29 protein-coding genes are annotated in these 25,867 nt (G+C 71.6%); 8 read left to right on the top strand and 21 right to left on the bottom strand.

Going from position 1 to position 25,867, the window contains the following annotated elements:
* Positions 1–2 precede the first annotated feature (2 nt).
* Genes IQ210_RS18575 through IQ210_RS18555 form a run of 5 tightly spaced genes read left to right on the top strand, consistent with a single transcriptional unit; the run spans position 3 to position 5,626 of the window.
* Positions 3–1,223 carry an ADP-ribosylglycohydrolase family protein gene (locus tag IQ210_RS18575; protein WP_194080151.1) on the top strand — a complete coding sequence of 407 codons (1,221 nt, stop codon included), beginning with the start codon at positions 3–5 and terminating at the stop codon, positions 1,221–1,223.
* Positions 1,211–2,707, top strand: coding sequence for an ADP-ribosylglycohydrolase family protein (locus IQ210_RS18570; protein ID WP_194080150.1), 1,497 nt, complete (start codon positions 1,211–1,213; stop codon positions 2,705–2,707). Before IQ210_RS18575 ends, IQ210_RS18570 begins: the two co-directional genes overlap by 13 nt.
* Positions 2,704–3,600, top strand: a complete 897-nt coding sequence (gene rbsK, locus IQ210_RS18565) for a ribokinase (RefSeq protein ID WP_194080149.1) — start codon at positions 2,704–2,706, stop codon at positions 3,598–3,600. Before IQ210_RS18570 ends, rbsK begins: the two co-directional genes overlap by 4 nt.
* Positions 3,597–4,802, top strand: coding sequence for a CaiB/BaiF CoA transferase family protein (locus tag IQ210_RS18560; protein ID WP_194080148.1), 1,206 nt, complete (start codon positions 3,597–3,599; stop codon positions 4,800–4,802). The genes rbsK and IQ210_RS18560 overlap by 4 nt, the downstream gene beginning before the upstream one ends.
* Positions 4,799–5,626: an HpcH/HpaI aldolase/citrate lyase family protein gene (locus IQ210_RS18555; protein WP_194080147.1), complete on the top strand. Its 828-nt coding sequence runs from the start codon at positions 4,799–4,801 to the stop codon at positions 5,624–5,626. Before IQ210_RS18560 ends, IQ210_RS18555 begins: the two co-directional genes overlap by 4 nt.
* Positions 5,627–5,765: 139 nt before the next feature.
* Here the strand turns inward: IQ210_RS18555 and lgt are convergent, their stop codons facing one another.
* From lgt to hisI, 11 genes are all read right to left on the bottom strand, one after another.
* The gene (gene lgt, locus IQ210_RS18550) at positions 5,766–6,710 is read right to left on the bottom strand and encodes a prolipoprotein diacylglyceryl transferase (protein ID WP_194080146.1); all 945 of its coding nucleotides are present in this window, start codon (positions 6,708–6,710) and stop codon (positions 5,766–5,768) included.
* A 94-nt stretch (positions 6,711–6,804) separates the two neighbouring features.
* Positions 6,805–7,581: a DsbA family protein gene (locus tag IQ210_RS18545; protein WP_194080145.1), complete on the bottom strand. Its 777-nt coding sequence runs from the start codon at positions 7,579–7,581 to the stop codon at positions 6,805–6,807.
* Positions 7,582–7,669: 88 nt separating this feature from the next.
* Positions 7,670–8,488 (bottom strand): tryptophan synthase subunit alpha, encoded by an 819-nt coding sequence (gene trpA / locus IQ210_RS18540; protein WP_194080144.1) that lies wholly within the window; start codon positions 8,486–8,488, stop codon positions 7,670–7,672.
* On the bottom strand, positions 8,485–9,768 hold the full coding sequence (gene trpB, locus IQ210_RS18535) for a tryptophan synthase subunit beta (protein WP_126271347.1): 1,284 nt from the start codon (positions 9,766–9,768) through the stop codon (positions 8,485–8,487). Before trpB ends, trpA begins: the two co-directional genes overlap by 4 nt.
* 108 nt (positions 9,769–9,876) lie before the next feature.
* Complete coding sequence (gene trpM / locus IQ210_RS48490) at positions 9,877–10,050, bottom strand: tryptophan biosynthesis modulator TrpM (protein WP_407699709.1); 174 nt, start codon at positions 10,048–10,050, stop codon at positions 9,877–9,879.
* A gap of 22 nt (positions 10,051–10,072) precedes the next feature.
* Positions 10,073–10,882, bottom strand: a complete 810-nt coding sequence (trpC, locus tag IQ210_RS18530; RefSeq protein ID WP_194080143.1) for an indole-3-glycerol phosphate synthase TrpC — start codon at positions 10,880–10,882, stop codon at positions 10,073–10,075.
* Positions 10,883–11,020: 138 nt separating this feature from the next.
* Positions 11,021–11,461, bottom strand: a complete 441-nt coding sequence (locus IQ210_RS18525) for a DUF2752 domain-containing protein (protein WP_194080142.1) — start codon at positions 11,459–11,461, stop codon at positions 11,021–11,023.
* An 87-nt stretch (positions 11,462–11,548) separates the two neighbouring features.
* The gene (locus tag IQ210_RS18520) at positions 11,549–11,797 is read right to left on the bottom strand and encodes an HGxxPAAW family protein (RefSeq protein WP_194080141.1); all 249 of its coding nucleotides are present in this window, start codon (positions 11,795–11,797) and stop codon (positions 11,549–11,551) included.
* A 196-nt stretch (positions 11,798–11,993) separates the two neighbouring features.
* The gene (locus IQ210_RS18515; protein ID WP_194080140.1) at positions 11,994–12,635 is read right to left on the bottom strand and encodes a TIGR02234 family membrane protein; all 642 of its coding nucleotides are present in this window, start codon (positions 12,633–12,635) and stop codon (positions 11,994–11,996) included.
* 52 nt (positions 12,636–12,687) lie between these two features.
* A complete protein-coding gene (locus IQ210_RS18510; protein ID WP_194080139.1) occupies positions 12,688–14,166 on the bottom strand; it encodes an anthranilate synthase component I in 1,479 nt (492 codons plus the stop codon).
* Between the two features lie 11 nt (positions 14,167–14,177).
* A complete protein-coding gene (gene hisI / locus IQ210_RS18505; RefSeq protein WP_194080138.1) occupies positions 14,178–14,570 on the bottom strand; it encodes a phosphoribosyl-AMP cyclohydrolase in 393 nt (130 codons plus the stop codon).
* Between the two features lie 83 nt (positions 14,571–14,653).
* Between hisI and IQ210_RS18500 the strand changes: the two genes are divergently transcribed.
* Complete coding sequence (locus tag IQ210_RS18500) at positions 14,654–15,289, top strand: TIGR03085 family metal-binding protein (protein WP_194080137.1); 636 nt, start codon at positions 14,654–14,656, stop codon at positions 15,287–15,289.
* A 3-nt stretch (positions 15,290–15,292) separates the two neighbouring features.
* Here the strand turns inward: IQ210_RS18500 and IQ210_RS18495 are convergent, their stop codons facing one another.
* The 10 genes from IQ210_RS18495 to hisD all read right to left on the bottom strand — a co-directional run bounded on the left by IQ210_RS18495 (position 15,293) and on the right by hisD (position 22,988).
* Positions 15,293–16,546 carry an MFS transporter gene (locus IQ210_RS18495; protein WP_194080136.1) on the bottom strand — a complete coding sequence of 418 codons (1,254 nt, stop codon included), beginning with the start codon at positions 16,544–16,546 and terminating at the stop codon, positions 15,293–15,295.
* A 13-nt stretch (positions 16,547–16,559) separates the two neighbouring features.
* Positions 16,560–17,150 carry a winged helix-turn-helix domain-containing protein gene (locus tag IQ210_RS18490; protein ID WP_194080135.1) on the bottom strand — a complete coding sequence of 197 codons (591 nt, stop codon included), beginning with the start codon at positions 17,148–17,150 and terminating at the stop codon, positions 16,560–16,562.
* A 124-nt stretch (positions 17,151–17,274) separates the two neighbouring features.
* Complete coding sequence (gene hisF / locus IQ210_RS18485) at positions 17,275–18,030, bottom strand: imidazole glycerol phosphate synthase subunit HisF (RefSeq protein WP_194080134.1); 756 nt, start codon at positions 18,028–18,030, stop codon at positions 17,275–17,277.
* Positions 18,027–18,431, bottom strand: coding sequence for a RidA family protein (locus tag IQ210_RS18480; RefSeq protein WP_194080458.1), 405 nt, complete (start codon positions 18,429–18,431; stop codon positions 18,027–18,029). The genes hisF and IQ210_RS18480 overlap by 4 nt, the downstream gene beginning before the upstream one ends.
* Positions 18,428–19,153, bottom strand: a complete 726-nt coding sequence (gene priA, locus IQ210_RS18475) for a bifunctional 1-(5-phosphoribosyl)-5-((5-phosphoribosylamino)methylideneamino)imidazole-4-carboxamide isomerase/phosphoribosylanthranilate isomerase PriA (RefSeq protein ID WP_194080133.1) — start codon at positions 19,151–19,153, stop codon at positions 18,428–18,430. The genes IQ210_RS18480 and priA overlap by 4 nt, the downstream gene beginning before the upstream one ends.
* Complete coding sequence (hisH, locus tag IQ210_RS18470; RefSeq protein ID WP_228047977.1) at positions 19,153–19,800, bottom strand: imidazole glycerol phosphate synthase subunit HisH; 648 nt, start codon at positions 19,798–19,800, stop codon at positions 19,153–19,155. Before hisH ends, priA begins: the two co-directional genes overlap by 1 nt.
* Entirely contained in the window at positions 19,797–19,961 is a 165-nt protein-coding gene (locus tag IQ210_RS18465) for a hypothetical protein (protein WP_194080131.1), read from the bottom strand. The genes hisH and IQ210_RS18465 overlap by 4 nt, the downstream gene beginning before the upstream one ends.
* Positions 19,958–20,551 (bottom strand): imidazoleglycerol-phosphate dehydratase HisB, encoded by a 594-nt coding sequence (gene hisB, locus IQ210_RS18460; protein WP_030932889.1) that lies wholly within the window; start codon positions 20,549–20,551, stop codon positions 19,958–19,960. The genes IQ210_RS18465 and hisB overlap by 4 nt, the downstream gene beginning before the upstream one ends.
* Positions 20,548–21,666, bottom strand: a complete 1,119-nt coding sequence (locus IQ210_RS18455; RefSeq protein ID WP_194080130.1) for a histidinol-phosphate transaminase — start codon at positions 21,664–21,666, stop codon at positions 20,548–20,550. Before IQ210_RS18455 ends, hisB begins: the two co-directional genes overlap by 4 nt.
* On the bottom strand, positions 21,663–22,988 hold the full coding sequence (gene hisD / locus IQ210_RS18450) for a histidinol dehydrogenase (RefSeq protein ID WP_194080129.1): 1,326 nt from the start codon (positions 22,986–22,988) through the stop codon (positions 21,663–21,665). The genes IQ210_RS18455 and hisD overlap by 4 nt, the downstream gene beginning before the upstream one ends.
* A gap of 158 nt (positions 22,989–23,146) precedes the next feature.
* Here hisD and IQ210_RS18445 point away from each other — a divergent pair, with 158 nt between their 5' ends.
* Both IQ210_RS18445 and IQ210_RS18440 read left to right on the top strand, forming a co-directional pair.
* Complete coding sequence (locus IQ210_RS18445; RefSeq protein ID WP_407699708.1) at positions 23,147–24,706, top strand: oxidoreductase; 1,560 nt, start codon at positions 23,147–23,149, stop codon at positions 24,704–24,706.
* A gap of 131 nt (positions 24,707–24,837) precedes the next feature.
* Positions 24,838–25,860 carry a hypothetical protein gene (locus IQ210_RS18440; protein ID WP_194080127.1) on the top strand — a complete coding sequence of 341 codons (1,023 nt, stop codon included), beginning with the start codon at positions 24,838–24,840 and terminating at the stop codon, positions 25,858–25,860.
* Positions 25,861–25,867 lie beyond the last annotated feature (7 nt).

Genomic DNA, 25,867 nt, shown 5'->3' with positions numbered 1-25,867 from the left:
TCATGTCACCCAAACCCCCACAACAAAACCTCTCAGCCAAACCCCCGCAACAGAACCTCTCACCGGACATCCCGTGCCCCACCCTTGAGGACCGCATCACCGGCGCCCTCGTGGGCGCAGCCGTCGGCGACGCGCTGGGCGGCCCGGTGGAGGGCTACTCCCCCGACCAGATCCTGGAACGCCACGCCGGCCGCGTCCACGGCATCGTCGGCCCCTGGAACGGCGACGCCTGGCGCACGGCCCGCCCGATCGCCCCGTACCACAAGGGCGACGGCCACGTCACCGACGACACCTTGATGACACACGCCCTGATCAGGGTCTACGCCACGGTCCGCGACCACCTGGACGCGTACGCCGTCGCCGACCACCTGGTCCCCGACCTGATGACGACCCCCCGCTGGATCCCGGAACTGGAACAGGAGGCCCTCCCCCTCCACCGCATCTTCCTGGCGGAGAAATGGCTGGTCACCCGTCTCCATTACGCCCACGCGGACCCCCGCGAGGCCGGCGTCGGCAACATCGTCAACTGCGGTGCGGCGATGTACATGGCCCCGGTGGGCCTGGTCAACGCGGCGAACCCGAGGGCCGCCTACGCCGAGGCGCTGGACATCGCGGGCGCCCACCAGTCGTCGTACGGCCGCGAGGCGGCGGGAGTCTTCGCGGCAGCCGTGGCGGCGGCCTGCGCACCGGACGCGACCCCGGAGACGGTCGTCGCCCACTGCCTGTCCCTCGCTAAGGACGGCACAAGGACAGCGATCGAGAAGGTCTGCGAGGCAGCGACGCACCACACCACCTTCGAGTCGGCCCTGACCCCCCTCCGCGAGGCGGTCACCCCCTACGACACGGTGGGCCCCGACTACCGCAACCCCTCCCTCGGCGCCCGCCGCCCCTCCCGCCTCCACGCGATCGAGGAACTCCCCATCGCCCTGGGCATGTTGCTCGTCGCGGACGGCGACTACCGCGACGCGGTCCTGGGCGCCGTGAACTACGGCCGCGACTGCGACTCCATCGCGACGATGGCCGGCGCGATCGCCGGCGCGCTGGGCTCCCCGGTCCCGGAGACCTGGTCCAAGACGGTCGCGGAGGCCAGCCGCCTGGACCTCTGGGAACCCGCGAGGACGCTCACCGAGGTGACCCGCGAGATCCACGACCACGACATCCACCGCCGTCGGGCCCACGAGGCCGCGTTCACGGAGATCGGAGGCCTGAGATGCTCCGACTGACCTGGGTCCAACCGGAAGACCTCCTGGGCCACGAACTCCACCAGGCAGCCCTGGACGGCAGGGAACCCGTGGTGATCGCCGCGAGATGGAAGGCAGCGGGCGGCATGGAGGCCCCCTTGAGAGCAGGCGCCTCCCCAAATCCCCCGTCCCGCTACCTACGCCAACTGGCAAAGGACTTGCTGGACGAACTGGCGGACCTACCAAGCAGATTGACGGACCAGGAACCCACAGACCTGACAAAGATCAAGGCACTGTGCCCATCCTGGCCGGACGCCTCCCAGCAGTCGTGCCGCTGGGACGACGCCCACCCAAGCAGCGGCACCCATCCGCCTACGCAGCTGCGGGCAGTCGTGCCGCAGGGCGGCACGGGTGGGCGCAGCGGCACCCCGCCAGCGCGGGCAAGCGAAACCCCGTCACCCCAGCCCCCACCCCCCGCAGCCTACGAAGCAGCCTGGCTAGGCCGAGCAGTTGGCTGCCTCCTAGGCAAACCAGTAGAGAAGCTCCCCCTCGAAGCCATCCGCCAGCTGGCCAAGTCCACCGGCAACTGGCCCCTCACCACCTACTTCACCGCGAAGGGCGTCCCCCCGGACCTCCTCACCGCACACCCCTGGAACCGCCGCTCAGCCCCCACCTCCCTCGCCGAGAACATCGACGGCATGCCCGAGGACGACGACCTCAACTACCCCCTCCTCAACCTCCTCCTGCTCCAACGCCACACCAAAAGCTTCACCCCCACCGACGTGGCCACCCTCTGGCTGGACGAACTCCCAGCAGGCCGCACCTTCACAGCCGAACGCATCGCCTACCGCAACCTCCTCCTCGGCCTGGAACCCCCGCACACCGCCCGCCACCGCAACCCCTTCAGAGAATGGATCGGCGCCCTGATCCGCGCCGACGTCCACGGCTGGACCAACCCCGGCGACCCGGCCGCCGCGGCGGAACAGGCCCACCGGGACGCCACCCTCACCCACACCGCGAACGGCGTCTACGCGGCGATGTTCACGGCGGCGACAATCGCCACCGCGACGACCGGCACCCACGACATCCACACCTGCCTACGCACCGGCCTGACCGTCGTACCCCCAGACTCCCGCCTGGCAAGAGCGATCCGGCAAGCGATCCAACTCGCCCAGGAAACCCGCGACTTCAACAAGGTCGTGGACGAACTCCACGCCACCCACTCCCCCACCCATCACTGGGTCCACGCGATCCCCAACACCGCCCTGATCGCCGCCGCCCTCACCCACGCGAACGGCGACTTCACCGCCTCCATCTGCAAGGCGGTGAGCGGCGGTTGGGACACCGACTCCAACGGCGCGACGGCCGGCAGCATCGCCGCCCTCCTGACCGGCACCCCGGCAGCCCTCCCCGACCGCTGGACGGCCCCGCTGAAGAACCGACTCGCCACGTCCGTCGGCGACTTCGACGGCACCGGCTTCGACGCCCTGGCCCACCTGACCCACCTGGAGGCTTCCCGCCCATGACGCACATCGCCGTACTAGGCAGCACGAACATGGACCTCGTGGCCTACGTCGAGAAGGCCCCGCAGCGCGGAGAGACGGTCACCGGCCGCGAGTTCCGTACGATCCCCGGCGGCAAGGGCGCCAACCAGGCGATCGCCGCCGCCCGCGCCGGCGCCACCGTCTCGATGATCGGCGCGGTCGGCAACGACCCCTACGGCACCCAGCTCCGCTCCACCCTCGAACACTCCGGCGTCGACACCGACCATCTCCGCACCGTCGAGGGCCCGTCCGGCACCGCGCACATCGTCGTCGACGACGAGGGCGGCAACGCGATCGTCGTGATCCCCGCCGCGAACGGCACCGTCGACCACCTCGCCCCCGGCGACGAGGGCCTGATCGCCTCCGCCGACGCGCTGCTGCTCCAGCTGGAGATCCCGATGGCGGCCGTCGTGGCCGGTGCCGAGGCGGCCCGCGCGCACGGCGTCCGGACGATCCTCACGCCCGCCCCCGCGCAGCCCCTGCCGCCCGAACTCCTCGCCGTCACCGACCTGTTGCTCCCCAACGAGTACGAGGCGACCACCCTCACCGGCCTCTCCGACCCGATCGCGGCGGCCCGGGCCCTCCTGGACCAGGTACCGGCGGTCGTCGTCACGCTCGGCGCGGCGGGCAGCCTGTATGTGGCCCGCGACGGTGCCGACCCCCTCGCCGTGCCCGCTCCGCCGGTCACCGCCGTGGACTCGACCGGCGCGGGAGACACCTTCGCCGGCACCCTCGCGGTCGCGCTCAGCGAGGAACGCCCGATCCGCGAGGCCCTGCACTGGGCGGCAGCGGCGGCGGCGCTGTCGGTGCAGCGGCCGGGCGCGTCGGCGTCGATGCCGTACCGCTCCGAGATCGAGAAGCAGCACAACGCATGACCGGCACCCCACCCCCCACCGCCCCGCTCTCCGGCCTCCGCGTCCTCGACCTGGCCACCCTCTTCGCCGGCCCGCTCGCCGCCACCCTGCTCGGCGACTTCGGCGCGGAGGTCGTCAAGGTCGAGCACCCCACCAAGCCTGACCCCTCCCGTGGCCACGGCCCGTCCAAGGACGGCGTCGGCCTGTGGTGGAAGGTGCTCGGCCGCAACAAGCGCACGATCACCCTGGACCTCTCCAAGCCGGGCGGCCGGGCCACCCTCCTGCGCCTCGCCGCCACCGCCGACGTGATCATCGAGAACTTCCGCCCCGGCACCCTGGAGAAGTGGGACCTGAGCTGGGACGAGCTCTCCGCGGCCAACCCCCGGCTGATCCTCACCCGCGTCACCGCCTTCGGCCAGTTCGGCCCGCACGCCCACCGCCCCGGCTTCGGCACCCTCGCCGAGGCGATGAGCGGCTTCGCCGCCATCACCGGCGAACCGGACGCGCCCCCGACGCTGCCGCCCTTCGGCCTCGCCGACTCCATCGCGGGCCTGGCCACGGCGTACGCCGTCATGACGGCACTCGCGGCCCGCGACCGCACCGGCGCGGGCCAGGTCGTCGACATGGCGATCATCGAGCCGATCCTCACCGTCCTCGGCCCCCAGCCCACCTGGTACGACCAGCTCGGCTACGTGCAGCGTCGCACCGGCAACCGCTCCGCCAACAACGCCCCCCGCAACACCTACCGCACCGCGGACGGCAGTTGGGTCGCCGTCTCGACCTCCGCCCAGTCGATCGCGGAACGCGTGATGCGCCTGGTGGGTCGCGAGGACCTCATCGACGAACCGTGGTTCGCGACCGGCGCCGACCGCGCCCGCCACGCCGACGTCCTGGACGAGGCGGTCGGCACCTGGATCGCCGAACGCTCCCGTACGGAGGTGCTGGCGGCCTTCGAGAAAGCGGAGGCCGCCGTGGCGCCCATCCAGGACGTCCGGGACGTGATGACCGACCCGCAGTACGCGGCCCTCGACACCATCACCACCCTCCCCGACCCCGAACTCGGCCCGCTCCGCATGCAGAACGTCCTCTTCCGCCTCTCCGCCACCCCCGGCGCGATCCACTGGGCGGGCCGCCCGCACGGCGCCGACACGGACACCGTCCTCACCGAACTGGGCCTGACGGACGATGAGTTGGCGGCGCTGCGCGCGGAGGGCGCCGTATGACCACACCGCTGACGTGGTTGTACGCCCCCGGCGACCGCCCGCACGTCGTGGCGAAGGCGCTGGCGGCCGGCGCCGACGTCGTCGTGGTCGACCTGGAGGACGCGGTCGCCCCGCACCGCAAGGCCTACGCCCGCGACGCCACCGCCGAACTCCTCACCGAACGGCACCCCGTGCCGGTGCACGTCCGCGTCAACGCCCTGGACGGCCCGCTCGCGGCGGCGGACCTGAAGGCGGTGGCCGCCCTCCCGGGCCTGTCCGGCCTCCGCCTGCCCAAGGTGACGGGACCGCAGCAGATCACCGCCATCGCCGAACGCACCGCCCCCGCCGACGGCGGCGCACCCGCCCTCTTCGCCCTCCTGGAGTCGGCCCTCGGCATCGAACACGCCCACGCCATCGCCACGGCCCACCCCTCCCTGCGCGGCATCGCCCTCGGCGAGGCGGACCTACGGGCGGACCTGGGCGTACGGGAGGACGCGGGCCTCGACTGGTCCCGCTCCCGCGTGATCGTGGCGGCGCGCGCCGCGCACCTCCCGTCCCCGCCGCAGTCGGTCCACCCCGACATCCGCGACCTGGAGGGCCTCGCCGCCTCCTGCGCCCACGGCCGCACCCTGGGCTTCCTGGGCCGGGCGGCCATCCACCCCCGCCAGCTCCCGATCATCGAACGCGCCTACCTCCCGACCCCGGCGGAGATCGAGAAGGCGGAGACGATCGTGAAGGCGGCGACGACGGAACAGGGCGCCCAGGCACTACCGGACGGCAGCTTCATCGACGCGGCGGTGGTGGCAATGGCACAGCGCACTCTGCTACTCGCCCACCGAACCTGACGGCCTTCTCTTTTCCGCCGCGACGGCGAGCACCCCCGCGGCGCGCTCCGGCGGTGCCGAACTCACCGGAACCCGCCGCCGCACACGACGAAGGGCGCCCGGTAGTCTCCGGGCGCCCTCATCGTCGTACGACCGACCGTCAGCCTTTCTTCGCCGACTCGGCCTCGTCCTTGACGTCCTCCGTGGATTCCGTGGCCTCCTCGGACGAGTCGGCCTCGGCCTTCTCACCCGCCTCGGCCTCACCGGCCTCCTCGGCCTCACCGTCGGGGACACCGGGCTCGACGACCTCTTCGCGGCCCGGGCGCTTCTTCGCCGAGATCACGATGTAGGCGACCGCCAGCAGGAACACGATCAGCGCGGTCCAGTTGTTCAGGCGCAGGCCCAGGATGTGGTGGGCGTCGTCGACGCGGAGGTACTCGATCCAGAACCGGCCCACGCAGTACGCGGCGACGTACAGCGCGAACGCCCGCCCGTGCCCGAGCTTGAAGCGGCGGTCGGCCCAGATGACGAGCAGCGCGACGCCGATGCACCACAGGGACTCGTACAGGAACGTCGGGTGGTAGGTGCCCGGGACCCGGCCGTCCGTCGAGGACGTGATCTTCAGGGCCCAGGGGAGGTCGGTCTCCCGGCCGTACAGCTCCTGGTTGAACCAGTTGCCCCAGCGTCCGATGGCCTGCGCGAAGGCGATGCCGGGGGCGATGGCGTCGGCGTAGGCCGGCAGCGGGATGCCCCGGCGGCGGCAGCCGATCCAGGCGCCCACCGCACCGAGCGCGATCGCGCCCCAGATGCCGAGGCCGCCCTCCCAGATCTTGAAGGAGTCCACCCAGTCACGGCCCTCGCTGAAGTACAGCTCGTAGTCCGTGATCACGTGGTAGAGCCGGCCGCCGATGAGGCCGAAGGGCACCGCCCAGACCGCGATGTCGGCCACCGTGCCGGCGCGGCCGCCGCGGGCGATCCAGCGCTTGTTGCCGAGCCAGACCGCGACGAAGACGCCGATGATGATGCAGAACGCGTAGCCGCGCAGCGGGATGGGACCGAGGTGGATCACCCCGCGCGACGGGCTGGGAATGTAGGCAAGTTCCATGGCAGGACCGACGCTACCGTGCCGGGCGCCGCGGACGGCAGGCAGCCCGGCTACGGCTCCATAACGGGAGGGTCGGAATCTCTCTTACCCCCCGTTACCCTTTGGCCGCCTCTTGCACCTGCTGCTTCAGCTTCGCCGGGGTCATCGTCTGGTCCTGGTAGATGTTCTTGCCGTTGAGGATGACGGTCGGGGTGCCGCTGAACCCGCCGTTACGGAAGGCGGCCGCGGACTTGGCGACCCAGCTGTTGTGGGTGCCCTTCTCGACACACGTCCGGAACGTCGTCGTGTCCAGGCCGTCGACCTTCTTCGCCAGCTCGATGAGCTTGTCGTTCTTGGCGTAGGCGTCGTCCGTCTCCGCGGGCTGGTTCTCGTACAGCACGTCGTGGTACGCCGTGAACTTGCCGGCGTCCTGGGCGCAGGCCGCGGCGTTGGCCGCGTTGCGGGAGCCGGTGCCGCCCATGTTGCCGTCGATGATCGTCGCGAGGTGGTAGTCGACCTTCAGCTGGCCGGCGCCGGTCAGCTCATGGATGGTCGAGCGGTAGGCGTCCTCGAAGGACTTGCAGGCCGGGCAGCGGAAGTCCTCCCACACCGTGAGCGTGGACTTGGCTTCGGCCTTGCCGACCGGGATGGCGAGCTGGTCGTCGCCGTTGGCGCCCGAGGGCGCCACGACCGGGCCCGCGGAGTCGCTGCCGTCGTCCTTGCCCGAGTTGGCGGCGACGATGCCGATCACCGCCGCGAGGCCCAGGACACACAGGACGCTCGCGCTCACGATCAGCGTCCGCCGTCGCCTCTCCGCGGCCTTCTGCTTCTCACGCTCGACCGCCAGCCGCTCGCGGGCGGTGCGCTTTCCCTCACGGTTCTTCTCGCTCACACCCCGGAAACGAACCGGGGAGGCGCAGCGCGCCTCCCCGGTCCCAGGTCCACCCGTTCGAGTGACCTGTGCGAAACGTCCGGACTTGTTACGCCTGTCCGCGCACGCCCTTCGCCAGGTCACCGGCGAGTTCGCGGACGGCCTCGACGCCGGCCTTGTCGTCCGGCGCGTCCAGCATCCGCTTCACGAAGGCCGAACCGACGATCACGCCGTCGGCGAAGCCGGCCACCTCGGCGGCCTGCGCCGCGTTGGAGACGCCGAGCCCGACACAGACCGGCAGGTCGCCGCCGACGGCACGGGTGCGCTCGACCAGGTCCTGCGCCTGCGCGCCCACCGACTCACGGGTGCCGGTGACGCCCATCAGCGAGGCGGCGTACACGAACCCGCTGCCCGCCGCGGTGATCTGCGCGAGCCGCTCGTCCTTGCTGCTCGGCGCCACGACGAAGACGGTCGCGAGGCCGTGCTTCTCGGCGTGCTCCCTCCACAGCGCCGACTCCTGCACCGGCAGGTCGGGCAGGATGCACCCGGCGCCCCCCGCCTCCGCGAGCTCGGCGGTGAAGCGCTCGACGCCGTAGCGGTCGATCGGGTTCCAGTACGTCATCACGAGCACCGGCTTCCCGGTGGCCTCGTACGCCTCCTTGACCGTCCGCATGACGTCGGCGATCTTGACGCCGCCGCGCAGGGCGATGTCGTCGGCGGTCTGAATGACGGGACCGTCGAGGACGGGGTCGCTGTGCGGCAGGCCCACCTCGACGACGTCGGCACCGCCGTCGAAGACGGCCTTGATCGCCTCGATGCCGCCGTCCACGGTCGGGAACCCGGCCGGGAGGTAGGCGATGAGCGCGGACCGGCCCTCGGCCTTGGCACCGGCGAGGGTGTCGGTCAGCAGCTGAATGTTCCCGCTCACTTGGCGTCCCCCTCGATCTCGGCGAGGTCGGCGGCGTCGGCCGCGACCTCGGCGTCGGTGTCGTACAGGCCGAAGTAGCGCGCGGCCGTGTCCATGTCCTTGTCGCCACGGCCGGACAGGTTGACGATGATCAGCCCGTCCTTGCCGAGCTCCTTGCCGACCTCCAGGGCACCGGCCAGCGCGTGGGCGCTCTCGATGGCCGGGATGATGCCCTCGGTGCGGGACAGCAGACGCAGGGCCTGCATGGCCGCGTCGTCGGTGACCGCGCGGTACTCGCCGCGGCCGGAGTCCTTGAGGTAGGAGTGCTCGGGGCCGATGCCCGGGTAGTCCAGACCGGCCGAGATCGAGTACGGCTCGGTGATCTGGCCCTCCTCGTCCTGGAGGACGTAGGAACGGGAGCCGTGCAGGATGCCGGGCTCGCCCGCGGTCAGGGTCGCCGCGTGCTCGCCGGTCTCCACGCCGTGCCCGGCCGGCTCGCAGCCGATGAGGCGTACGCCGGTGTCCGGGATGAAGGCGTGGAACAGGCCGATGGCGTTGGAGCCGCCGCCGACACAGGCGATCGCCGCGTCGGGGAGCCGGCCGGCCCGCTCCAGGATCTGGCGGCGGGCCTCGACGCCGATGACGCGGTGGAAGTCGCGGACCATCGCCGGGAAGGGGTGCGGTCCTGCGACCGTACCGAAGAGGTAGTGGGTGTGGTCGACGTTGGCGACCCAGTCGCGGAAGGCCTCGTTGATCGCGTCCTTGAGGGTGCGCGAGCCCGACTTCACGGCGATGACCTCGGCGCCGAGCATGCGCATCCGGGCCACGTTGAGGGCTTGGCGCTGGGTGTCGATCTCGCCCATGTAGATCGTGCACTCGAGGCCGAACAGCGCGCAGGCGGTGGCGGTGGCCACGCCGTGCTGACCGGCACCGGTCTCGGCGATCACCCGGGTCTTGCCCATGCGCTTGGTGAGCAGCGCCTGGCCGAGCACGTTGTTGATCTTGTGGGAGCCGGTGTGGTTCAGGTCTTCCCGCTTGAGGAAGATCCTTGCGCCACCGGCGTGTTCGGCGAACCTCGGCACCTCGGTGAGGGAGCTGGGGCGGCCGGTGTAGTGGACCAGCAGGTCGTCGAGCTCGCGGGCGAACTCGGGGTCGTGCTTGGCCTTGTCGTACTCGACGGCGACCTCGTCCACGGCGGCGACGAGGGCCTCCGGGATGAACTTGCCGCCGAAGTCGCCGAAGTAGCCTTCGGCGGTCGGTACTTGACCCTGGGGGTCGGGGATGAAGAACTCGCTGGGCATGCCAAACCTCACGGTGAGTGCGTGGAAAAGACACTATTCGCCGTGGGGGCGGGGAGGGTCAGTTGGCTGCGGACCGGATGTGGCTGGTCGCGCAGTTCCCCGCGCCCCTTAGGTTGGCTGCTGCCATCGCATGCCGTTCACTTGCCCCGGCTCATCTCCGATCACGTACCGCACCCGGCGGCCGTGGACCCTGCGTGCCGGCGCGCGGCAACCCCGCGGGCGGCAGCCGCGCGCGAGGCGGGCGTACCGGTCCACGGTCGTCAGGGTCAGCGAGAGAGTCATCGGGACCAAGCCTAGCGAATGATCAACCGCGGCCGTGGCGCAATGCGGGATGTGCGCCCGCTGCCACCAGGTCCGCCACTGCCGTCTTCGGGTCCTTGCCCGTCACCAGGGACTCGCCGACCAGGACCGCGTCGGCGCCGGCGTTGGCGTAGGCGATGAGGTCGTGGGGGCCGCGGACGCCGGACTCGGCGACCTTGACGACGTGGTCGGGGATCTCGGGGGCGACGCGCTCGAAGGTGCCGCGGTCGACCTCGAGGGTCTTGAGGTTGCGGGCGTTGACGCCGATGATCTTCGCGCCGGCGTCCACGGCACGCTCGACCTCGTCCTCGTCGTGGACCTCGACGAGCGGGGTGAGTCCGATGGACTCCGCGCGCTCGATGAGGGACTCCAGGGCGGGCTGCTCTAGGGCGGCCACGATCAGCAGGGCGAGGTCGGCGCCGTACGCCCGGGCCTCCCACAGCTGGTACGACGTGACGATGAAGTCCTTGCGCAGGACCGGGATGTCCACGCGCGCGCGGACGGCCTCCAGGTCGGCCAGCGAGCCGCCGAAGCGGCGCTGTTCGGTGAGGACGGAGATGACGGCGGCGCCGCCCGCCTCGTAGTCGGCGGCGAGGCCCGCCGGGTCGGCGATCGCGGCCAGCGCACCCTTGGAGGGGCTGGACCGCTTGACCTCGCAGATGACCTTGACGCCGTCGCCGCGCAGTGCGGCCACGCCGTCCTTCGCCGCGGGAGCCTTCGCCGCGCGCTCCTTGAGCTCGTCGAGGCTGACGCGCGCCTGCCGCTCCGCGAGGTCGGCACGGACTCCGTCGATGATCTCGTCGAGCACACTCACGCGAGCGGCCCCCTTCCAGACGGTTGACAGTTCCAGCGACCGGTGAGAAAAGGCGGTCACTGCGATGGTATCCGCAGGAGGGCTTAGGCCTCGCATCCGGTTGACGCCGGTCCCACTACCTGGACGTTCACCAATTGATCAAGGATGCAGCCAGCCACCGAACGGCAGGTTCCGGACAACAGTGAAGACCAGCAGCAACGTGCCCAGCGTCCACAGGTGCGGCGGGCCGAGATCGACGCGCATCGGCCGCCCGCGCGCCGCGCGGACCACCCAGACGGTCCACAGCACGGCGAACCCCAGATAGCCGAGCACGGCCACGGCGTTGTCCTGGAGCGCCGCCATGACGTCCCCGTGGACGAAGGCGTGCGCGCTGCGCAGTCCGCCGCAGCCGGGGCAGTACAGGCCGGTGTAGTGCAGGAGCGGGCAGACGGGGTAGTGGCCGGGTTCGTTGGGGTCCACCGCGGCCACGTAGGCGAAGGCTCCGGCGACGGCCGCGAGGACGCCGGCGGGCACGGCCAGGCGGCCCAGCACGCGCGTGTGGGTCAGCACCCTCTGGCTGTCGGCGTTCACGCCTCGCATTGTGCCCCGCGGGACCCCGGACGCGCGTGAGGGGCGGCCCCGGCGCTTCCGCCGGTCCGCCCCTCCACGAGGTGGCTGCTGTCGCCTTCAGCCCTTGGCGCTCGCGGGCTCCGGCTGCGAGGCGAGGAGGTCCTTGTGGGCGTCCTTCGGCTGGCCCATGCCCATCGCGCTCATGATCCAGCCGACGATGCCGCCGATGACCACGATCGCCATGCCGGCCCAGAAGCCTGCGGGCTGGGCCATCACCATGAAGGCGCCCGCGACGCAGAAACCGATGAAGGCGATAGTGACACCGGTCCAGGCGGCCGGGGTGTGACCGTGGCTGCTGCCCGCCATGACTTGCTCCTCGTTGCTGTATTCGTGTCTGAGCCGGACGCTCGGAGACCATTCTTCCGCACGTGTACGGGAGAGGTGAGCAGGGGTGGCCCTAGCGGGTCAACGGGGGTGAGTGGACCCACCCAAGGGGCGCGGGGAACTGCGCGACCAGCCACGGACGGCCCGCACCCGAAAACGGGCCCTCCCCAGCGGAGCGCTACGCCCCCGTCGGATCCTCGCCCCGATCCAACGCCTTCCACATCTCCTCAGGCCGCTCAGGATCAACGGCCTTCGCCCGCCGAACCGCCCGAGGCGCCCCGTTCCTCTCGTAACGCCCGGACATCGCGGGCCACATCCGCCCGTACCGCAACGCCAGCAACCCGGCCAGCAGAATCAACGCCCCGCCGGCGACCGCGACGTACGGCCACGCGGTATGGCTGAGGCCATCGACCGTGGCGGCCGCGTCCCCGGAGGCGGACGCCGCCTGTTCGTCGAGCGCCGAGCTGTCGGACACGCCGAGCAGCGCCGCGACGACGATGCCGACGCCCGAGAGGGCCAGCAGCGCGGCGACCGCGAAGCGGCCCACCTTGCGGACGGCGAAGACGGCGACGAGCGCGGCGAGGCCCACTATGGCGAGCGCCGCGGGGACGCCCGTGACGTCGCTGCCCTTGGCGGTCAGCGGGAAGTCGCCGCCGGCCACCGTCGCGGTGCCCGACGACCACTGTTGACGGGTTGCGAGCAGCGCCACGGCCGCGCCGAGGGCACCGGCCAGCAGAGCTACGGCGAGGCTGAGGCGGCCGGCCCTGGCGGGCCCTGCGGCTTCGGAACGAGGGAGAGGAACAGCAGTCACGTACTCCACTATCGCCCGAACCCCGGGCGAACCGTCACCCGGGGTTCCTATGAGAAGCGCCCTATTGCCCGAGCCGGTTCGCCGTGTGCACCGCGCGCAGCACCGCCGCCGCCTTGTTGCGGCACTCGGTGTCCTCGGCGACCGGGTCGGAGTCGGCGACGATCCCGGCGCCCGCCTGGACGTACGCCGTACCGCCTCTGAGCAGGGCCGTTCGGATGGCGATGGCCGTGTCGGAGTCGCCCGCGAAGTCGAGGTAGCCGACGCAGCCGCCGTACAACCCGCGTCGGGACGGCTCGAGTTCGTCGATGATCTGCATCGCGCGGGGCTTCGGGGCGCCGGAGAGGGTGCCGGCCGGGAAGCAGGCCGTGAGGACGTCGAAGGCCGTGCGGCCCTCCGCCACCTTTCCGGTGACCGTCGAGACGATGTGCATCACGTGCGAGTACCGCTCGACGGACATGAAGTCGACGACCTCGACGGAGCCCGGTTCGCAGACCCGCCCCAGGTCGTTGCGGCCGAGGTCGACCAGCATCAGGTGCTCGGCGCGCTCCTTGGGGTCGGCGAGCAGTTCGTCGGCGAGGGCCTGGTCCTCCTGCGGGGTGGCCCCGCGCCAGCGGGTGCCGGCGATGGGGTGGACCATGGCCCGCCCGTCCTCGACCTTGACCAGGGCTTCCGGACTGGATCCCACGACGTCGAATCCGTCGAAGCGGAACAGGTACATGTACGGGGAGGGGTTGGTGGCCCTCAGGACCCGGTAGACGTCCAACGCGCTTGCCGTGCACGGTGTTTCGAAGCGCTGGGAGGGGACGACCTGGAAGGCCTCGCCCGCGCGGATGCGCTCCTTGATGTCCTCGACGGCCGCCTGGAAGTCCTCGCCGCCCCACAGGGCGGTGTACTCGGGGAGTTCGGAGGGCGGGAGGACGGCGGGCGGCTGGGCGACCGCGCGGGACAGGTCCGCCTCCATGGCGTCCAGACGGGCCACCGCGTCGGCGTAGGCCTCGTCGACGCCGGTGTCGAGGTCGTTGTGGTTGATCGCGTTGGCGATCAGCAGGACCGAGCCCTCCCAGTGGTCCATGACGGCGAGGTCGCTGGTGAGGAGCATGGTGAGCTCGGGCAGCTGGAGGTCGTCGCGCTCGCCCGGGCCGATCTTCTCCAGGCGGCGGACGATGTCGTAGCCGAGATAGCCGACCATGCCGCCGGTGAAGGGCGGCATGCCTTCCTGGTGCGGGGTGTGCAGGGCCTCGATGGTGGCGCGCAGGGCGGCGAGCGGGTCGCCGTCGACGGGGACGCCGACGGGCGGGGCACCGAGCCAGTGGGCCTGCCCGTCGCGCGCGGTGAGCGTGGCCGCTGATCGGACGCCCACGAAGGAGTAGCGGGACCAGGAGCGGCCGTTCTCCGCGGACTCCAGCAGGAAGGTGCCGGGGCGCTCGGCGGCGAGCTTGCGGTAGAGCGCGACCGGGGTGTCGCCGTCGGCGAGGAGCTTGCGCGTGACCGGGATGACACGCCGGTCGGTGGCGAGCTTGCGGAAGGTCTCGAGGTCCATGGCGGCTGACCCTACTGATCCGAGGCGGGGACACCCGAATCGGCGTCCTTGAGCAGCACGTCGGCGTCGAAGCAGGTGCGCGCGCCGGTGTGGCAGGCGGCGCCGACCTGGTCGACCTTGACCAGCACGGTGTCGGCGTCGCAGTCGAGCGCGACCGACTTGACCCACTGGAAGTGGCCGGAGGTGTCGCCCTTGACCCAGTACTCCTGGCGGCTGCGCGACCAGTAGGTGCAGCGGCCGGTGGTCAGCGTGCGGTGCAGCGCCTCGTCGTCCATCCAGCCGAGCATCAGCACCTCACCGGTGTCGTACTGCTGGGCGATGGCGGGGACGAGCCCGTCGGCGCTGCGCTTGAGACGCGCGGCGATCTCCGGGTCGAGGCTGGTGGGCTGGGGCGTGCTGGTCATGAGTGCCATTGTGCCGCGCGCCGCTGACAGTTCCGGCGTGGTGTCCACTGGGCGGACCCACTACGCGGTCGTAGGCTGACGGCATGTCGACTTTCGCCAAGCGTGAACGACTTCTGCTCGCCGATCTCCTGGAAACCGCCGGTCCCGAGGCGCCCACCCTGTGCGAGGGCTGGCAGACTCGGGACCTCGCCGCGCACGTGGTGGTGCGCGAGCGCCGCCCGGACGCCTCCGCCGGTCTCCTCATCAAGCAGCTCTCCGCCCGCCTGGACAAGGCGATGGAGGAGTTCACGGCCAAGCCGTACGAGGAGCTCATCCAGCTCATCCGGACCGGCCCGCCGCGCTTCTCGCCGTTCCAGCTCAAGCAGCTCGACGAGGCGTCCAACACGATCGAGTTCTACGTCCACACCGAGGACGTCCGCCGGGCCCAGGAGGACTGGACGCCCCGCGAGCTCGACCCCGTCTTCCAGGACGCCCTGTGGTCCCGCCTGGAGCGCACCGCCCGGCTGATGGGCCGCGGTGTCCCCACCGGCCTGGTGCTGCGCCGCCCCGACGGCCAGACGGCGGTCGCCCACCGCGGCACGCCGGTCGTGACGGTGACGGGCGAGCCGTCGGAGCTGCTGCTGTTCCTGTACGGCCGCAAGAACGCCGCCAAGGTGGACCTGGACGGCGAGAAGGACGCCATCGCCAAGCTGCACGAGGGCAAGCAGCTCGGGATCTAGGAGTCACTTGGGGAGCTCGGCGCGGCGCAGGTCCCGTACCAGCAGGGCGACGACCCCGCCGAGCCCGCACACCGCCGCGCTGACGACGAACACCGGCCCCGTGCCCCACGCCCCGATGGCCGCGGCGGACAGCGGCATGCTCAGCGGCGCGAAGCCCAGGCTGACCAGTCCGGAGACGGCCGTGACACGGCCCAGGTAGGCGGCGTCCGCCTGAGTCTGGAGCAGCGCCCCGCACATCGCGCCGCTGAGCCCGGCGAGCAGCCCGACCAGCAGCGCGGTGCCGACGGCGGCGACGAGACTCGGCACGAACGCCAGCGCCCCGATCGCGACGGAGCCCGCGAGGATGGCGTACGCCGCGACCTGCCCGGCATGCGGCAGCCGCCCGCGCACGGTGAGAAGCAGGGAGGCGGCCCCCGCGCCGACGCCGAACCCGGCGAGCACGGCCCCCATGCCGGAGGCACCCCAGCCGCGTTCGTCGGCGAGCAGCGTCAGACCGACGTTGAGCGGCCCGACGAACCCGAGGTCCCCGAGCGCGATGGCCAGCATCAGCGGGGCGAGGACACGGTGCCGCCGGATGTAGCGCAGCCCGCTGACGAGGTCGCTCCAGGCGGTACCGCGAGGGTTGTCACCGGCCTTGTCGTCAGCGGGCAGCTCCCCCACCCGTACGGACACGAGCAGCGGCACCGACACCGCAATCAGCAGCCCGGCCAGCCCGAACGCGGCCGCCGCCCCGCCCACCGCCACCCCGAGTCCGCCGAGCGGTCCCCCGACGACGCTCGCGAACCGGATCGCCAGGCCCCGCATGCCCTGCACGCGCGCGAGCTGGTCGCGTGACGTCACGCGCGCGGGGAGGGCGCCCACGGCCGGCATGAACACCGCGTCGACGGTGCCGAAGACGAACGCCAGCGCGGCCAGCGACCACAGCCCGGGGCTGGTGAGGAACAGCAGCGCCGCCACCGCGAGGACGGCCGCGCAGCGCACCACGTCGCTGCCGATGACGACCCGGCGCGGCCCGAGCCGGTCGGCGATGACTCCCCCGCCGAGCATCAGCACCGCCCGCGGCAGCGCGCTCACGGACATCACGAGCCCGGCCTGCGAGGGGCTGCCCGCCTGGACGGCGGCCCAGGACAGGGCGATGTAGTACACGCTGTCGCCGACCATGGAGGAGGTGTAGGCGGCGAGCCAGCGCAGGACGTTGCCGTCGCGGTGGGCGGGGCGGGCGGTGGCAGCGGGCGGGGCGATGAGCGTGGCGGGCACGGACCAGGTCCTCTCAGGCGCGGAACGGGAAGGCGTACGTGTGCACCGCGACGTTCTCGCGGCCCTCGGTGTCGCCGACGGTCTCGGCGGCCCGGCCCAGCTCGTCGTACTTGTGCAGGAGCGCGAGCATCTCCTTGTTCAGCTCGGCCAGTTCGTCCGCCGTGAGGCGGAGCGCCGACTCGGACGACTCGGCCCTGCGGTTCCACGCCTCGCTCCAGTGCGCGCGTTCGTCGAGCCAGCGCCGGTACATGTCCATGCGCTGCTCGGCGAAGAGCCTGCTGGCCGCCGTGTGCGCGGCCGCCTCCTCGGGGGCGGCGCTGAAGTCCTCGTGGTGGATGCTGACGCCGTCCGAGGCGAGCTGCCACCACCGCTCCCTGCCGTCCGCGCTCTGCGGCTCGGCCTCCTCGATGAGCCCGAACTCGGCGAGCTTGCGCAGGTGGTAGCTGACCAGCGAGACGGCCTCGTCGACCTGCTCGGCGAGCTGTGAGGCGGTGGCGACCCGCATCAGCGTGAGGTTCCGGCACAGCCTCATCCGCAGCGGGTGAGCGAGCGCCTTCAGCGTCCCCACATCCGTGATCCGCCGGTCCCGCTCTTTTCCTGTCATGACCCCACCGTAGATGCGAAAGAAAAGTTGCGCAACATATTTTGCGCAACTTCTCTTTCGCATCAACCCATGAGTAAGCCCCGACCACCAGGCGGCCGGGGCTTACTTCATCCCTTGCGAACCGTCACCTCACCGGATGCCCAGCCCCCCGCAACGCGTCCTTCACCTCACCGATCCGCAGATCACCGAAGTGGAACACCGACGCCGCCAGCACCGCGTCCGCCCCCGACTCGATCGCCGGCGCGAAGTCGGCCAGCTTGCCGGCGCCGCCCGACGCGATCACCGGAACCGTCACGTGCTTGCGGACGGCGGCGATCATCTCCAGGTCGTAGCCGTCCTTCGTGCCGTCCGCGTCCATCGAGTTGAGCAGGATCTCCCCCGCCCCCAGCTCGGCGGCCCGGTGCGCCCACTCGACGGCGTCGATGCCGGTGCCCTTGCGGCCACCGTGGGTGGTGACCTCGAAGGTGCCTTCCGGAGTGCGGCGCGCGTCCACCGACAGCACCAGCACCTGCCGCCCGAACCGCTCGGCGATCTCGCGGATGAGATCAGGGCGCGCGATGGCGGCGGTGTTCACACCGACCTTGTCCGCGCCGGCCCGCAGCAGCTTGTCCACGTCCTCGGCGGTGCGCACACCGCCGCCGACCGTGAGCGGGATGAAGACCTGCTCGGCCGTGCGGCGCACCACGTCGTACGTGGTCTCGCGGTTGCCGGACGACGCGGTGATGTCCAGGAACGTCAGCTCGTCGGCGCCCTCGGCGTCGTACACCTTGGCCATCTCGACGGGGTCACCCGCGTCGCGCAGGTTCTGGAAGTTGACGCCCTTGACGACCCGGCCGTTGTCCACGTCCAGGCAGGGGATGACTCGGACCGCCAGGGTCATGAGTTCACGGCTCCTCTGAATGCCTCTACTTCGACTTCGACGAGGATGCGCGGGTCGACGAAGCCCTCCACGACGAGGAGGGTCGAGACCGGACGCACCGCGTCGAAGAGCTCCTTGTGCGCGCGGCCCACGTCGTCCACGTCCCGCGCATGGGTCAGATACATCCGCGTACGGATCACGGACCCGGCGTCGAGGCCGAACTCGCCGATCGCCTCGATCGCCGTACCGAAGGCGACCCTGGCCTGCTCGTACGGATCACCCTCGCCGTACAGCACGGAGCCCTTGAAGGACGTCGTGCCGCCGACCAGCACCCGGTCGCCCGCCGCGACGGCGCGTGCGAAACCGAAGGACTCTTCCCAGGGACTCCCGCTCTGCACCCGCCGTACGGCATCAGTCATCAGGACACAGCCTCCAAGGCCTCTTCCAGCGTGAACGCCTTCGCGTACAGGGCCTTCCCGACGATGGAGCCCTCGACACCGAGGGGTACCAGCTCGGCGATGGCACGGAGGTCGTCCAGCGACGACACGCCGCCCGACGCCACGACCGGCCGGTCCGTCGCCGCGCAGACGTTGCGCAGCAGCTCCAGGTTGGGGCCCTGGAGCGTGCCGTCCTTGGCGATGTCGGTGACGACGTACCGGGCGCAGCCCTCCTTGTCGAGGCGCTCCAGCGCCTCGTAGAGGTCGCCGCCCTCACTGGTCCAGCCGCGGCCCTTGAGGGTCGTACCGCGTACGTCGAGACCGACCGCGATCTTGTCGCCGTGCTCGGCGATGACCTTGGCGACCCACTCCGGGCTCTCCAGGGCGGCGGTGCCGAGGTTGACGCGGGTGCAGCCGGTGGCGAGGGCCGCCGCGAGCGAGGCGTCGTCGCGGATGCCGCCGGACAGCTCGACCTTGATGTCCATGGCCTCGGTGACCTGGCGGACCAGGTCCCGGTTGTCGCCGGTGCCGAAGGCGGCGTCCAGGTCGACCAGGTGCAGCCACTCGGCGCCCGCCGCCTGCCAGGCGAGGGCGGCCTCGAGGGGGGAGCCGTACGAGGTCTCCGTGCCGGACTCGCCGTGCACGAGGCGGACGGCCTGGCCGTCGCGGACGTCGACGGCGGGGAGAAGCTCAAGCTTGGGAGCCATCAGAGGGTTCCGATCCAGTTGTTCAGCAGCTGCGCTCCGGCGTCGCCGGACTTCTCGGGGTGGAACTGCGTGGCCCACAGGGCGCCGTTCTCCACGGCGGCCACGAACGGCTTGCCGTGCGTCGACCAGGTGACCTTCGGCGGGGTCATCGCCTCGTTGAGCGTCTCCAGCGACCAGTCGTGGACGGCGTAGGAGTGCACGAAGTAGAAGCGGGCGTCCGCGTCCAGGCCCGCGAACAGCTCGGAGCCGGCCGGCGCGTCCACGGTGTTCCAGCCCATGTGGGGCACGATGTCGGCCTGCAACGGCTCGACCGAGCCGGGCCACTCGTCGAGGCCCTCGGTCTCCACGCCGTGCTCGATGCCGCGCGCGAAGAGGATCTGCATGCCGACGCAGATCCCCATGACCGGGCGCCCGCCGGACAGCCGGCGGTCGATGATCCAGTCGCCGCGCGCCTCGCGCAGGCCCTTCATGCAGGCGGCGAAGGCGCCGACGCCCGGCACCAGCAGCCCGTCGGCGTTCATCGCCTTGTCGAAGTCACGCGTTATCTCGACGTCGGCCCCGGTGCGCGCGAGGGCACGCTCGGCGGAGCGGACGTTCCCGAAGCCGTAGTCGAAGACGACGACCTTCTTGCCACTGACGGCGCTCAACTCCACACCTCCAGCCTCATGACACCGGCGACGAGACACATCGCGGCGCCGATGGAGAGCAGCACGACGAGCTGCCTCGGCATCCCCTGCTTGACGAAGGAGATGATCCCGCCGACCAGGAAGAGGCCGAGGACGATCAGGACGGTGGACAGCCCGTTCACAGCGCGCCCTTCGTGGAGGGGAGGATGCCGGCCGCGCGCGGGTCCCGCTCGGACGCGTAGCGCAGCGCCCGTGCGAGCGCCTTGAACTGGCACTCCACGATGTGGTGCGCGTTGCGCCCGTACGGCACGTGCACGTGCAGGGCGATCTGCGCCTGGGCGACGAAGGACTCCAGGATGTGCCGGGTCATGGTGGTGTCGTACTCGCCGATCATCGGCGCCATGTTCTCGGGCTCGGTGTGCACGAGGTAGGGGCGGCCGGACAGGTCGACGGTGACCTGGGCGAGCGACTCGTCCAGCGGGACCGTGCAGTTGCCGAAGCGGTAGATGCCGACCTTGTCGCCGAGCGCCTGCTTGAAGGCGGCGCCGAGGGCGAGGGCGGTGTCCTCGATGGTGTGGTGCGAGTCGATGTGCAGGTCGCCCTCGGTCTTCACGGTCAGGTCGAACAGACCGTGCCGGCCGAGCTGGTCGAGCATGTGGTCGTAGAAGCCGACCCCGGTCGACACATCGACCTTGCCGCTGCCGTCGAGATCGATCTCGACGAGCACCGAGGTCTCCTTGGTGACCCTTTCCACCCGTCCTACGCGGCTCATGCGCTCTGCTCCTTCTTCAGTTCACGGACCGCGTCGAGGAACGCGTCGTTCTCTTCGGGGGTTCCGGCGGACACCCGCAGCCACCCCGGGATGCCGTTGTCCCGGACCAGGACACCCCGGTCGAGGATCTTCTGCCAGGCCGCGTGGGAGCCGCCCTCGTCGTCGAAGCGCCCGAACTGCACGAAGTTCGCGTCGGACTCCACGACCTCGTACCCGGCCGCCCGCAGCTCGCTCACCAGCCGGTCCCGCTCAGTCTTCAGCTGCTCGACGTACTTCAGCAGCGTGTCGGTGTGCTCCAGGGCGGCCAGGGCGGTCGCCTGGGTGACGGCCGACAGGTGGTAGGGCAGCCGTACGAGCTGTACGGCGTCCACCACCGCCGGGTGCGCGGCGAGGTAGCCGAGGCGCAGGCCCGCCGCGCCGAAGGCCTTCGACATGGTCCGCGAGATGACGAGCTGGGGCCGTCCCTCGATGAGCGGCAGCAGCGAGTCGCCGTGGCTGAACTCGACGTACGCCTCGTCGACCACGACCATCGACGGCTTCGCCGCCTGCGCGGCCTCGTACAGCGCGAGGACCGTCTCCGGCGGGACCGCGTTGCCGGTCGGGTTGTTGGGGGTGGTGACGAAGACGACGTCCGGCTTGGCGTCGGCGATCGCCCGCACGGCCGCTTCGACGTCGATGGTGAAGTCCTCGTTGCGGGGACCGGAGATCCAGCCCGTGCCCGTGCCGCGCGCGATCAGGCCGTGCATCGAGTACGACGGCTCGAAGCCGATCGCCGTCCGGCCGGGGCCGCCGAAGGTCTGGAGCAGTTGCTGGATGACCTCGTTGGAGCCGTTGGCGGCCCACACGTTGGCCAGGCCCACCTCGTGACCGGACGTGTCCGTCAGGTACTTGGCGAGCTGGGTGCGCAGCTCGACCGCGTCGCGGTCCGGGTAGCGGTTGAGGTCGCGCGCGGCCGCACGGACCCGCTCGGCGATGCGCTCGACCAGCGGCTCGGGCAGCGGGTACGGGTTCTCGTTGGTGTTCAGCCGTACGGGGACGTCCAACTGGGGCGCGCCATAAGGGGACTTGCCGCGCAGCTCGTCCCGTACGGGGAGATCGTCGATTCCGAAGCTCACTTGCTCTCAGGCACCTTCCAACCGAACCTTGCCTTGATCGCCGCGCCGTGCGCGGGCAGGTCCTCCGCCTCCGCCAGCGTGACCACGTGGTGCGCCACGTCCGCGAGCGCGTCCTTCGTGTAGTCGACGATGTGGATGCCGCGCAGGAAGGACTGGACGGAGAGCCCGGAGGAGTGGCAGGCGCACCCGCCGGTGGGCAGGACGTGGTTGGACCCGGCGGCGTAGTCGCCGAGCGAGACCGGCGCCCAGGGCCCGATGAAGATCGCGCCCGCGTTGGTCACCCGCTCGGCGATCGCGGCGGCGTCGGCGGTCTGGATCTCCAGGTGCTCGGCGCCGTAGGCGTTGACGACCCGGAGGCCCTCCTCGACGCCGTCGACGAGGACGATCGCCGACTGCTTGCCCTCCAGGGCCGGGCGGATCCGCTCGTCGATGTGCTTGCTGGCCGCGACCTGCGGCTCCAGCTCCTTCTCGACCGCGTCCGCCAGCTCGACGGAGTCGGTGACCAGGACGGCGGCGGCGAGCGGGTCGTGCTCGGCCTGACTGATCAGGTCGGAGGCGACGTGCACCGGGTCGGCGGTGGCGTCCGCGAGGACCGCGATCTCGGTCGGGCCGGCCTCGGCGTCGATGCCGATCTTGCCGGTGAAGTAGCGCTTGGCGGCGGCGACCCAGATGTTGCCGGGGCCGGTCACCATGGGGGCGGGCGGGCAGGACTCGGTGCCGTACGCGAACATCGCGACGGCGGTCGCGCCACCGGCGGCGTACACCTCGTCGACGCCGAGCAGCGCGCACGCGGCGAGGATCGTCGGGTGCGGAAGGCCGCCGAAGTCGGCCTGCGCCGGGGAGGCGAGGGCGAGGGAAGGGACGCCGGCCTCCTGGGCCGGGACCACGTTCATGATCACGGACGACGGGTAGACGGCGCGCCCGCCGGGCGCGTACAGCCCGACGCGGTCGACCGGCACCCACTTCTCGGTGACGGTGCCGCCGGGCACGACCTGGGTCGTGTGGGTGCTGCGGCGCTGCTCGCGGTGGACGAGTCGGGCGCGCCGGATGGACTCCTCCAGGGCCGCGCGGACGGCCGGGTCGAGGTTCTCCAGTGCGTCGCTGATGGCCTGGGCCGGGACCCGTACGGATTCCAGCCGGACCCCGTCGAACTTCTCCGCGAAGTCGATCAGCGCCGCGTCGCCCCGATGATGCACGGCCTCGCAGATCGGACGCACCTTCTCCAGGGCGGCCTGAACGTCGAAGTCGGCTCGGGGCAGCAGGTCGCGCAGGGCGGGGCCCTCGGGGAGGGCGTCGCCGCGCAGATCGATTCGGGAGATCACAGACCCAATTCTCTCAGACCACGGTTCGGCGTCGTTCGGGCATTCCAATGGCTGATACGCGCCCTGATACGCAACCCGGAAGATCCCCTTCACGTCCTGTGCTTCGGGGGTGACCCAGCGGGCATGACCGGGGGTGCGCACACACGTTTGGAGGAGTGGTGACCGAGGGGGACCCGCCGGACGATCTGACGCCTGCCGAGGTCGGCATGTGGCAGGCCTTCCGCAACGGCAGTGTGTACGACCTGAGCAGCGGCGACGCGGTCGTCGACGATCCGCACGGCGGGCACCCGTGGGGCCCGGAGCGGACCGTGCGGGCCCGCATCGTGTGCTGGCTGCTGCTGGACGGGCCGCCCGCGCTGGCCGGCCGGGTGTCGTCGCTGAAGCTGGCCGGCGTGCAGATCAGCGGCGCGCTGGAGCTGGCGGGCGGCATCGTGGTGCCGTACGTGGAGCTGAAGGGCTGCCGGTTCGAGCGGGACGTCCTGCTGCCGGAGGCCCGTTTCACCACCCTGCGCCTGGTGGACTGCTCGGTGCCGCGCCTGGAGGCGGCCCGCGTGCACACCGAGGGCGATCTGCATCTGCCCCGCTGCCGGTTCCACAACGGCGTACGGCTGACCGACGCGCACATCGGCACCGATCTGCTGCTCAACCAGGCGATCGTCTATCGGGACCGCAGCGGTCGTTCGATCGCCGCCGACGGCATGACCGTGGGGCAGGATCTGCAGGCCGAGCTCCTTGAGTCGCACGGCGAGCTGAGCCTGCGCAGCGCCAAGATCGGTGTCTCGCTGAGCCTGCGCGGCGCGAAGCTGGCCAACCCCTACACGCGGCTCGCGCTCAACGCGCCGCAGCTGACCGTCGGCCGCTCGATGTACCTGACGCCGGCGGGCGTCGGCAGCCAGCTGCTGAGCGGGGCCACCCCGGCGCAGGGCACGCGCATCCAGCGGTTCACCTGCCGGGGCGGGCTGCGCCTCGACGACGGCCGGTTCGGGGACGCGGTCGACTTCGAGAAGGCGCGCTTCACCCTCGCCGACGACCAGGAGGTGTCGCTGCGCCGCATCCAGACGCCCGAGCTGCGCTTCCTCGGGCAGGCACCCGCGCGCGGCAGGGTCGTGCTGTCGGGGGCGCGGGTGGTGAACCTGATGGACCGCACCGACAGCTGGCCGGGCCCGGGCCGGCTGCACATGGGCGGCTTCGCCTACGAGAACCTGGTGCCGAGGGGCCCGTTCCCGCTGGAGGAGCGGCTGGCGTGGGTGACCGCCGCGACCGCCGAGTACAACCCGGAGCCGTACGAGCGGCTGGCGACCGTGCTGCGGGCCGGCGGCGAGGACGAGGACGCGCGCGAGGTGCTGCTCGCCAAGCAGCGCCGCCGCCGCGAGACGCTGCCGCCGGCCGCCAAGCTGTGGGGGTACGCGCAGGACTGGACGGTCGCCTACGGCTACCGGCCGGGGCGGGCGCTGGTGTGGATGGCGGTGCTGTGGGCGGCGGGCTCGCTGGCCTTCGCGCACGCCGACCATCCGCCGCTCAAGGGCGGCGAGGGCCCGCACTGGAACGCCACCCTGTTCGCCCTCGACCTGCTCCTGCCGGTCATCGACCTCGGCCAGGTCGGCTTCTGGCAGCTGCGCGGCGGCTGGCAGTGGCTGGCGGCGGCGATGATCCTGCTGGGCTGGATCCTGGCGACGACGGTGGCGGCGGGGGCCACGCGGCTGCTGAGACGCAATTAGCGTGCCGTTGCGGGGACAGCGATCGAACAGTTGTTGAACAGTAACCTTTTTACGCGCTCTTGACCTGCCGCCGTACAACTTTCCGCACTTTGCACGGAACCTCTGGCGCTTCCGCGACCTGCGGCTTTTCAATGGTCGACACCATGGCTCTGCTGCCCCCGTTCGTCCGCTCCTCCCGGACGGCCAGGACCGTCGAGCACCCGCCTGTCGCGCTGCCGGCCGACGACGAGGTGCTCCTCGACGCGCCCGACGACCGGCTCGGCCCCGCGCTCGTGGCCGCGGGGCAGGGATCGTACGAGGTGGCGGCCGCCCTGCTCGCCGGCACCCGCGCGGCCGCCGCCTGGGAACACCGCGACCGGTACGTCGTACGCCTGGCCTCCTTCGCGTCCGCCCGCCCCGAGTGGTTCGAGTCGTGGCGTACGGCCGCTCCGCGCGACCCCGACCTGCTCGTGGTCGGCGCCCAGCTCGCCGTGACCCGCGTCTGGGGATCGCCCGCGCGGGAGGAGCTGCTGCGCGAGGTGAGCCCGCTGATCACGGCCGCCGCGCGCGGGGACGGCCGCGATCCGGTGCCGTGGCGGATCGCGCTGGACCACGCGCACGGCTCGCGCGCCGGGCACAAGTACTTCGAGGAGCTGTGGGAGGCGGCGATCCGCCGCGCCCCGCACCACTACGGCTGCCATGCCGCCGCCCTGCGCTATCTGGCCGAGAGCTGGCACGGCTCGCACCGGGAGTGCTTCGACTTCGCGGAGACGGCCGCGCAGGACGCCCCGGCCGACTCCCTCGTCCAGGCCCTGCCGACCCGGGCGGCGCTCGCCTATCTGACCGACGGCTGCGGCCCGGACGTACCCCGGGCCCGGCTGGACGCGGCGGCGGACCGGGCGATCGCGCTGTCGGCGCGGTTCCCGGCGGCGGACCCGTGGCCGGCCGAGATGCGCAACAAGCTGACGTACGTCCTCGCGCTCCTTGACCGCCGCTCGGACGCCCTGGAGCAGCTGCGCCGGATCGGCCCGTACGCCACGTCGTTCCCTTGGGAGCTGGTCTCCGACGACCCGCTGGGCCGGTTTCTGGAACTGCGGGAGGAGATCCGGCTCCGGTCGGCCTCCGGCCATCCACGGAGTGAGCACCGCGGACGTGCACACTCCCGCGACCATTAGGCTTTTG

It is taken from the genome of Streptomyces justiciae (assembly GCF_015163075.1).
Classification (GTDB): domain Bacteria; phylum Actinomycetota; class Actinomycetes; order Streptomycetales; family Streptomycetaceae; genus Streptomyces; species Streptomyces justiciae.
The sequence above is the reverse complement of the archived record's forward strand: the minus strand, read 5'-3'. Positions and strand labels throughout refer to the sequence as shown.

Bases quoted from the DNA above. Each gene is read 5' to 3' on its own strand.
- hisI (WP_194080138.1), bottom strand. From the start codon at position 14,570: ATGACCAGCACGCCCCAGCCCACCAGCCTCGACCCGGAGATCGCCGCG.
- hisB (WP_030932889.1), bottom strand. From the start codon at position 20,551: ATGAGCCGCGTAGGACGGGTGGAAAGGGTCACCAAGGAGACCTCGGTG.
- IQ210_RS18575 (WP_194080151.1), top strand. From the start codon at position 3: ATGTCACCCAAACCCCCACAACAAAACCTCTCAGCCAAACCCCCGCAA.
- IQ210_RS18555 (WP_194080147.1), top strand. From the start codon at position 4,799: ATGACCACACCGCTGACGTGGTTGTACGCCCCCGGCGACCGCCCGCAC.
- priA (WP_194080133.1), bottom strand. From the start codon at position 19,153: ATGGCTCCCAAGCTTGAGCTTCTCCCCGCCGTCGACGTCCGCGACGGC.
- IQ210_RS18500 (WP_194080137.1), top strand. From the start codon at position 14,654: ATGTCGACTTTCGCCAAGCGTGAACGACTTCTGCTCGCCGATCTCCTG.
- IQ210_RS18520 (WP_194080141.1), bottom strand. From the start codon at position 11,797: ATGGCGGGCAGCAGCCACGGTCACACCCCGGCCGCCTGGACCGGTGTC.
- IQ210_RS18570 (WP_194080150.1), top strand. From the start codon at position 1,211: ATGCTCCGACTGACCTGGGTCCAACCGGAAGACCTCCTGGGCCACGAA.
- IQ210_RS18490 (WP_194080135.1), bottom strand. From the start codon at position 17,150: ATGACAGGAAAAGAGCGGGACCGGCGGATCACGGATGTGGGGACGCTG.
- hisF (WP_194080134.1), bottom strand. From the start codon at position 18,030: ATGACCCTGGCGGTCCGAGTCATCCCCTGCCTGGACGTGGACAACGGC.
- trpB (WP_126271347.1), bottom strand. From the start codon at position 9,768: ATGCCCAGCGAGTTCTTCATCCCCGACCCCCAGGGTCAAGTACCGACC.
- IQ210_RS18510 (WP_194080139.1), bottom strand. From the start codon at position 14,166: ATGGACCTCGAGACCTTCCGCAAGCTCGCCACCGACCGGCGTGTCATC.
- IQ210_RS18560 (WP_194080148.1), top strand. From the start codon at position 3,597: ATGACCGGCACCCCACCCCCCACCGCCCCGCTCTCCGGCCTCCGCGTC.
- rbsK (WP_194080149.1), top strand. From the start codon at position 2,704: ATGACGCACATCGCCGTACTAGGCAGCACGAACATGGACCTCGTGGCC.
- lgt (WP_194080146.1), bottom strand. From the start codon at position 6,710: ATGGAACTTGCCTACATTCCCAGCCCGTCGCGCGGGGTGATCCACCTC.
- trpM (WP_407699709.1), bottom strand. From the start codon at position 10,050: ATGACTCTCTCGCTGACCCTGACGACCGTGGACCGGTACGCCCGCCTC.
- IQ210_RS18440 (WP_194080127.1), top strand. From the start codon at position 24,838: ATGGTCGACACCATGGCTCTGCTGCCCCCGTTCGTCCGCTCCTCCCGG.
- IQ210_RS18525 (WP_194080142.1), bottom strand. From the start codon at position 11,461: ATGCGAGGCGTGAACGCCGACAGCCAGAGGGTGCTGACCCACACGCGC.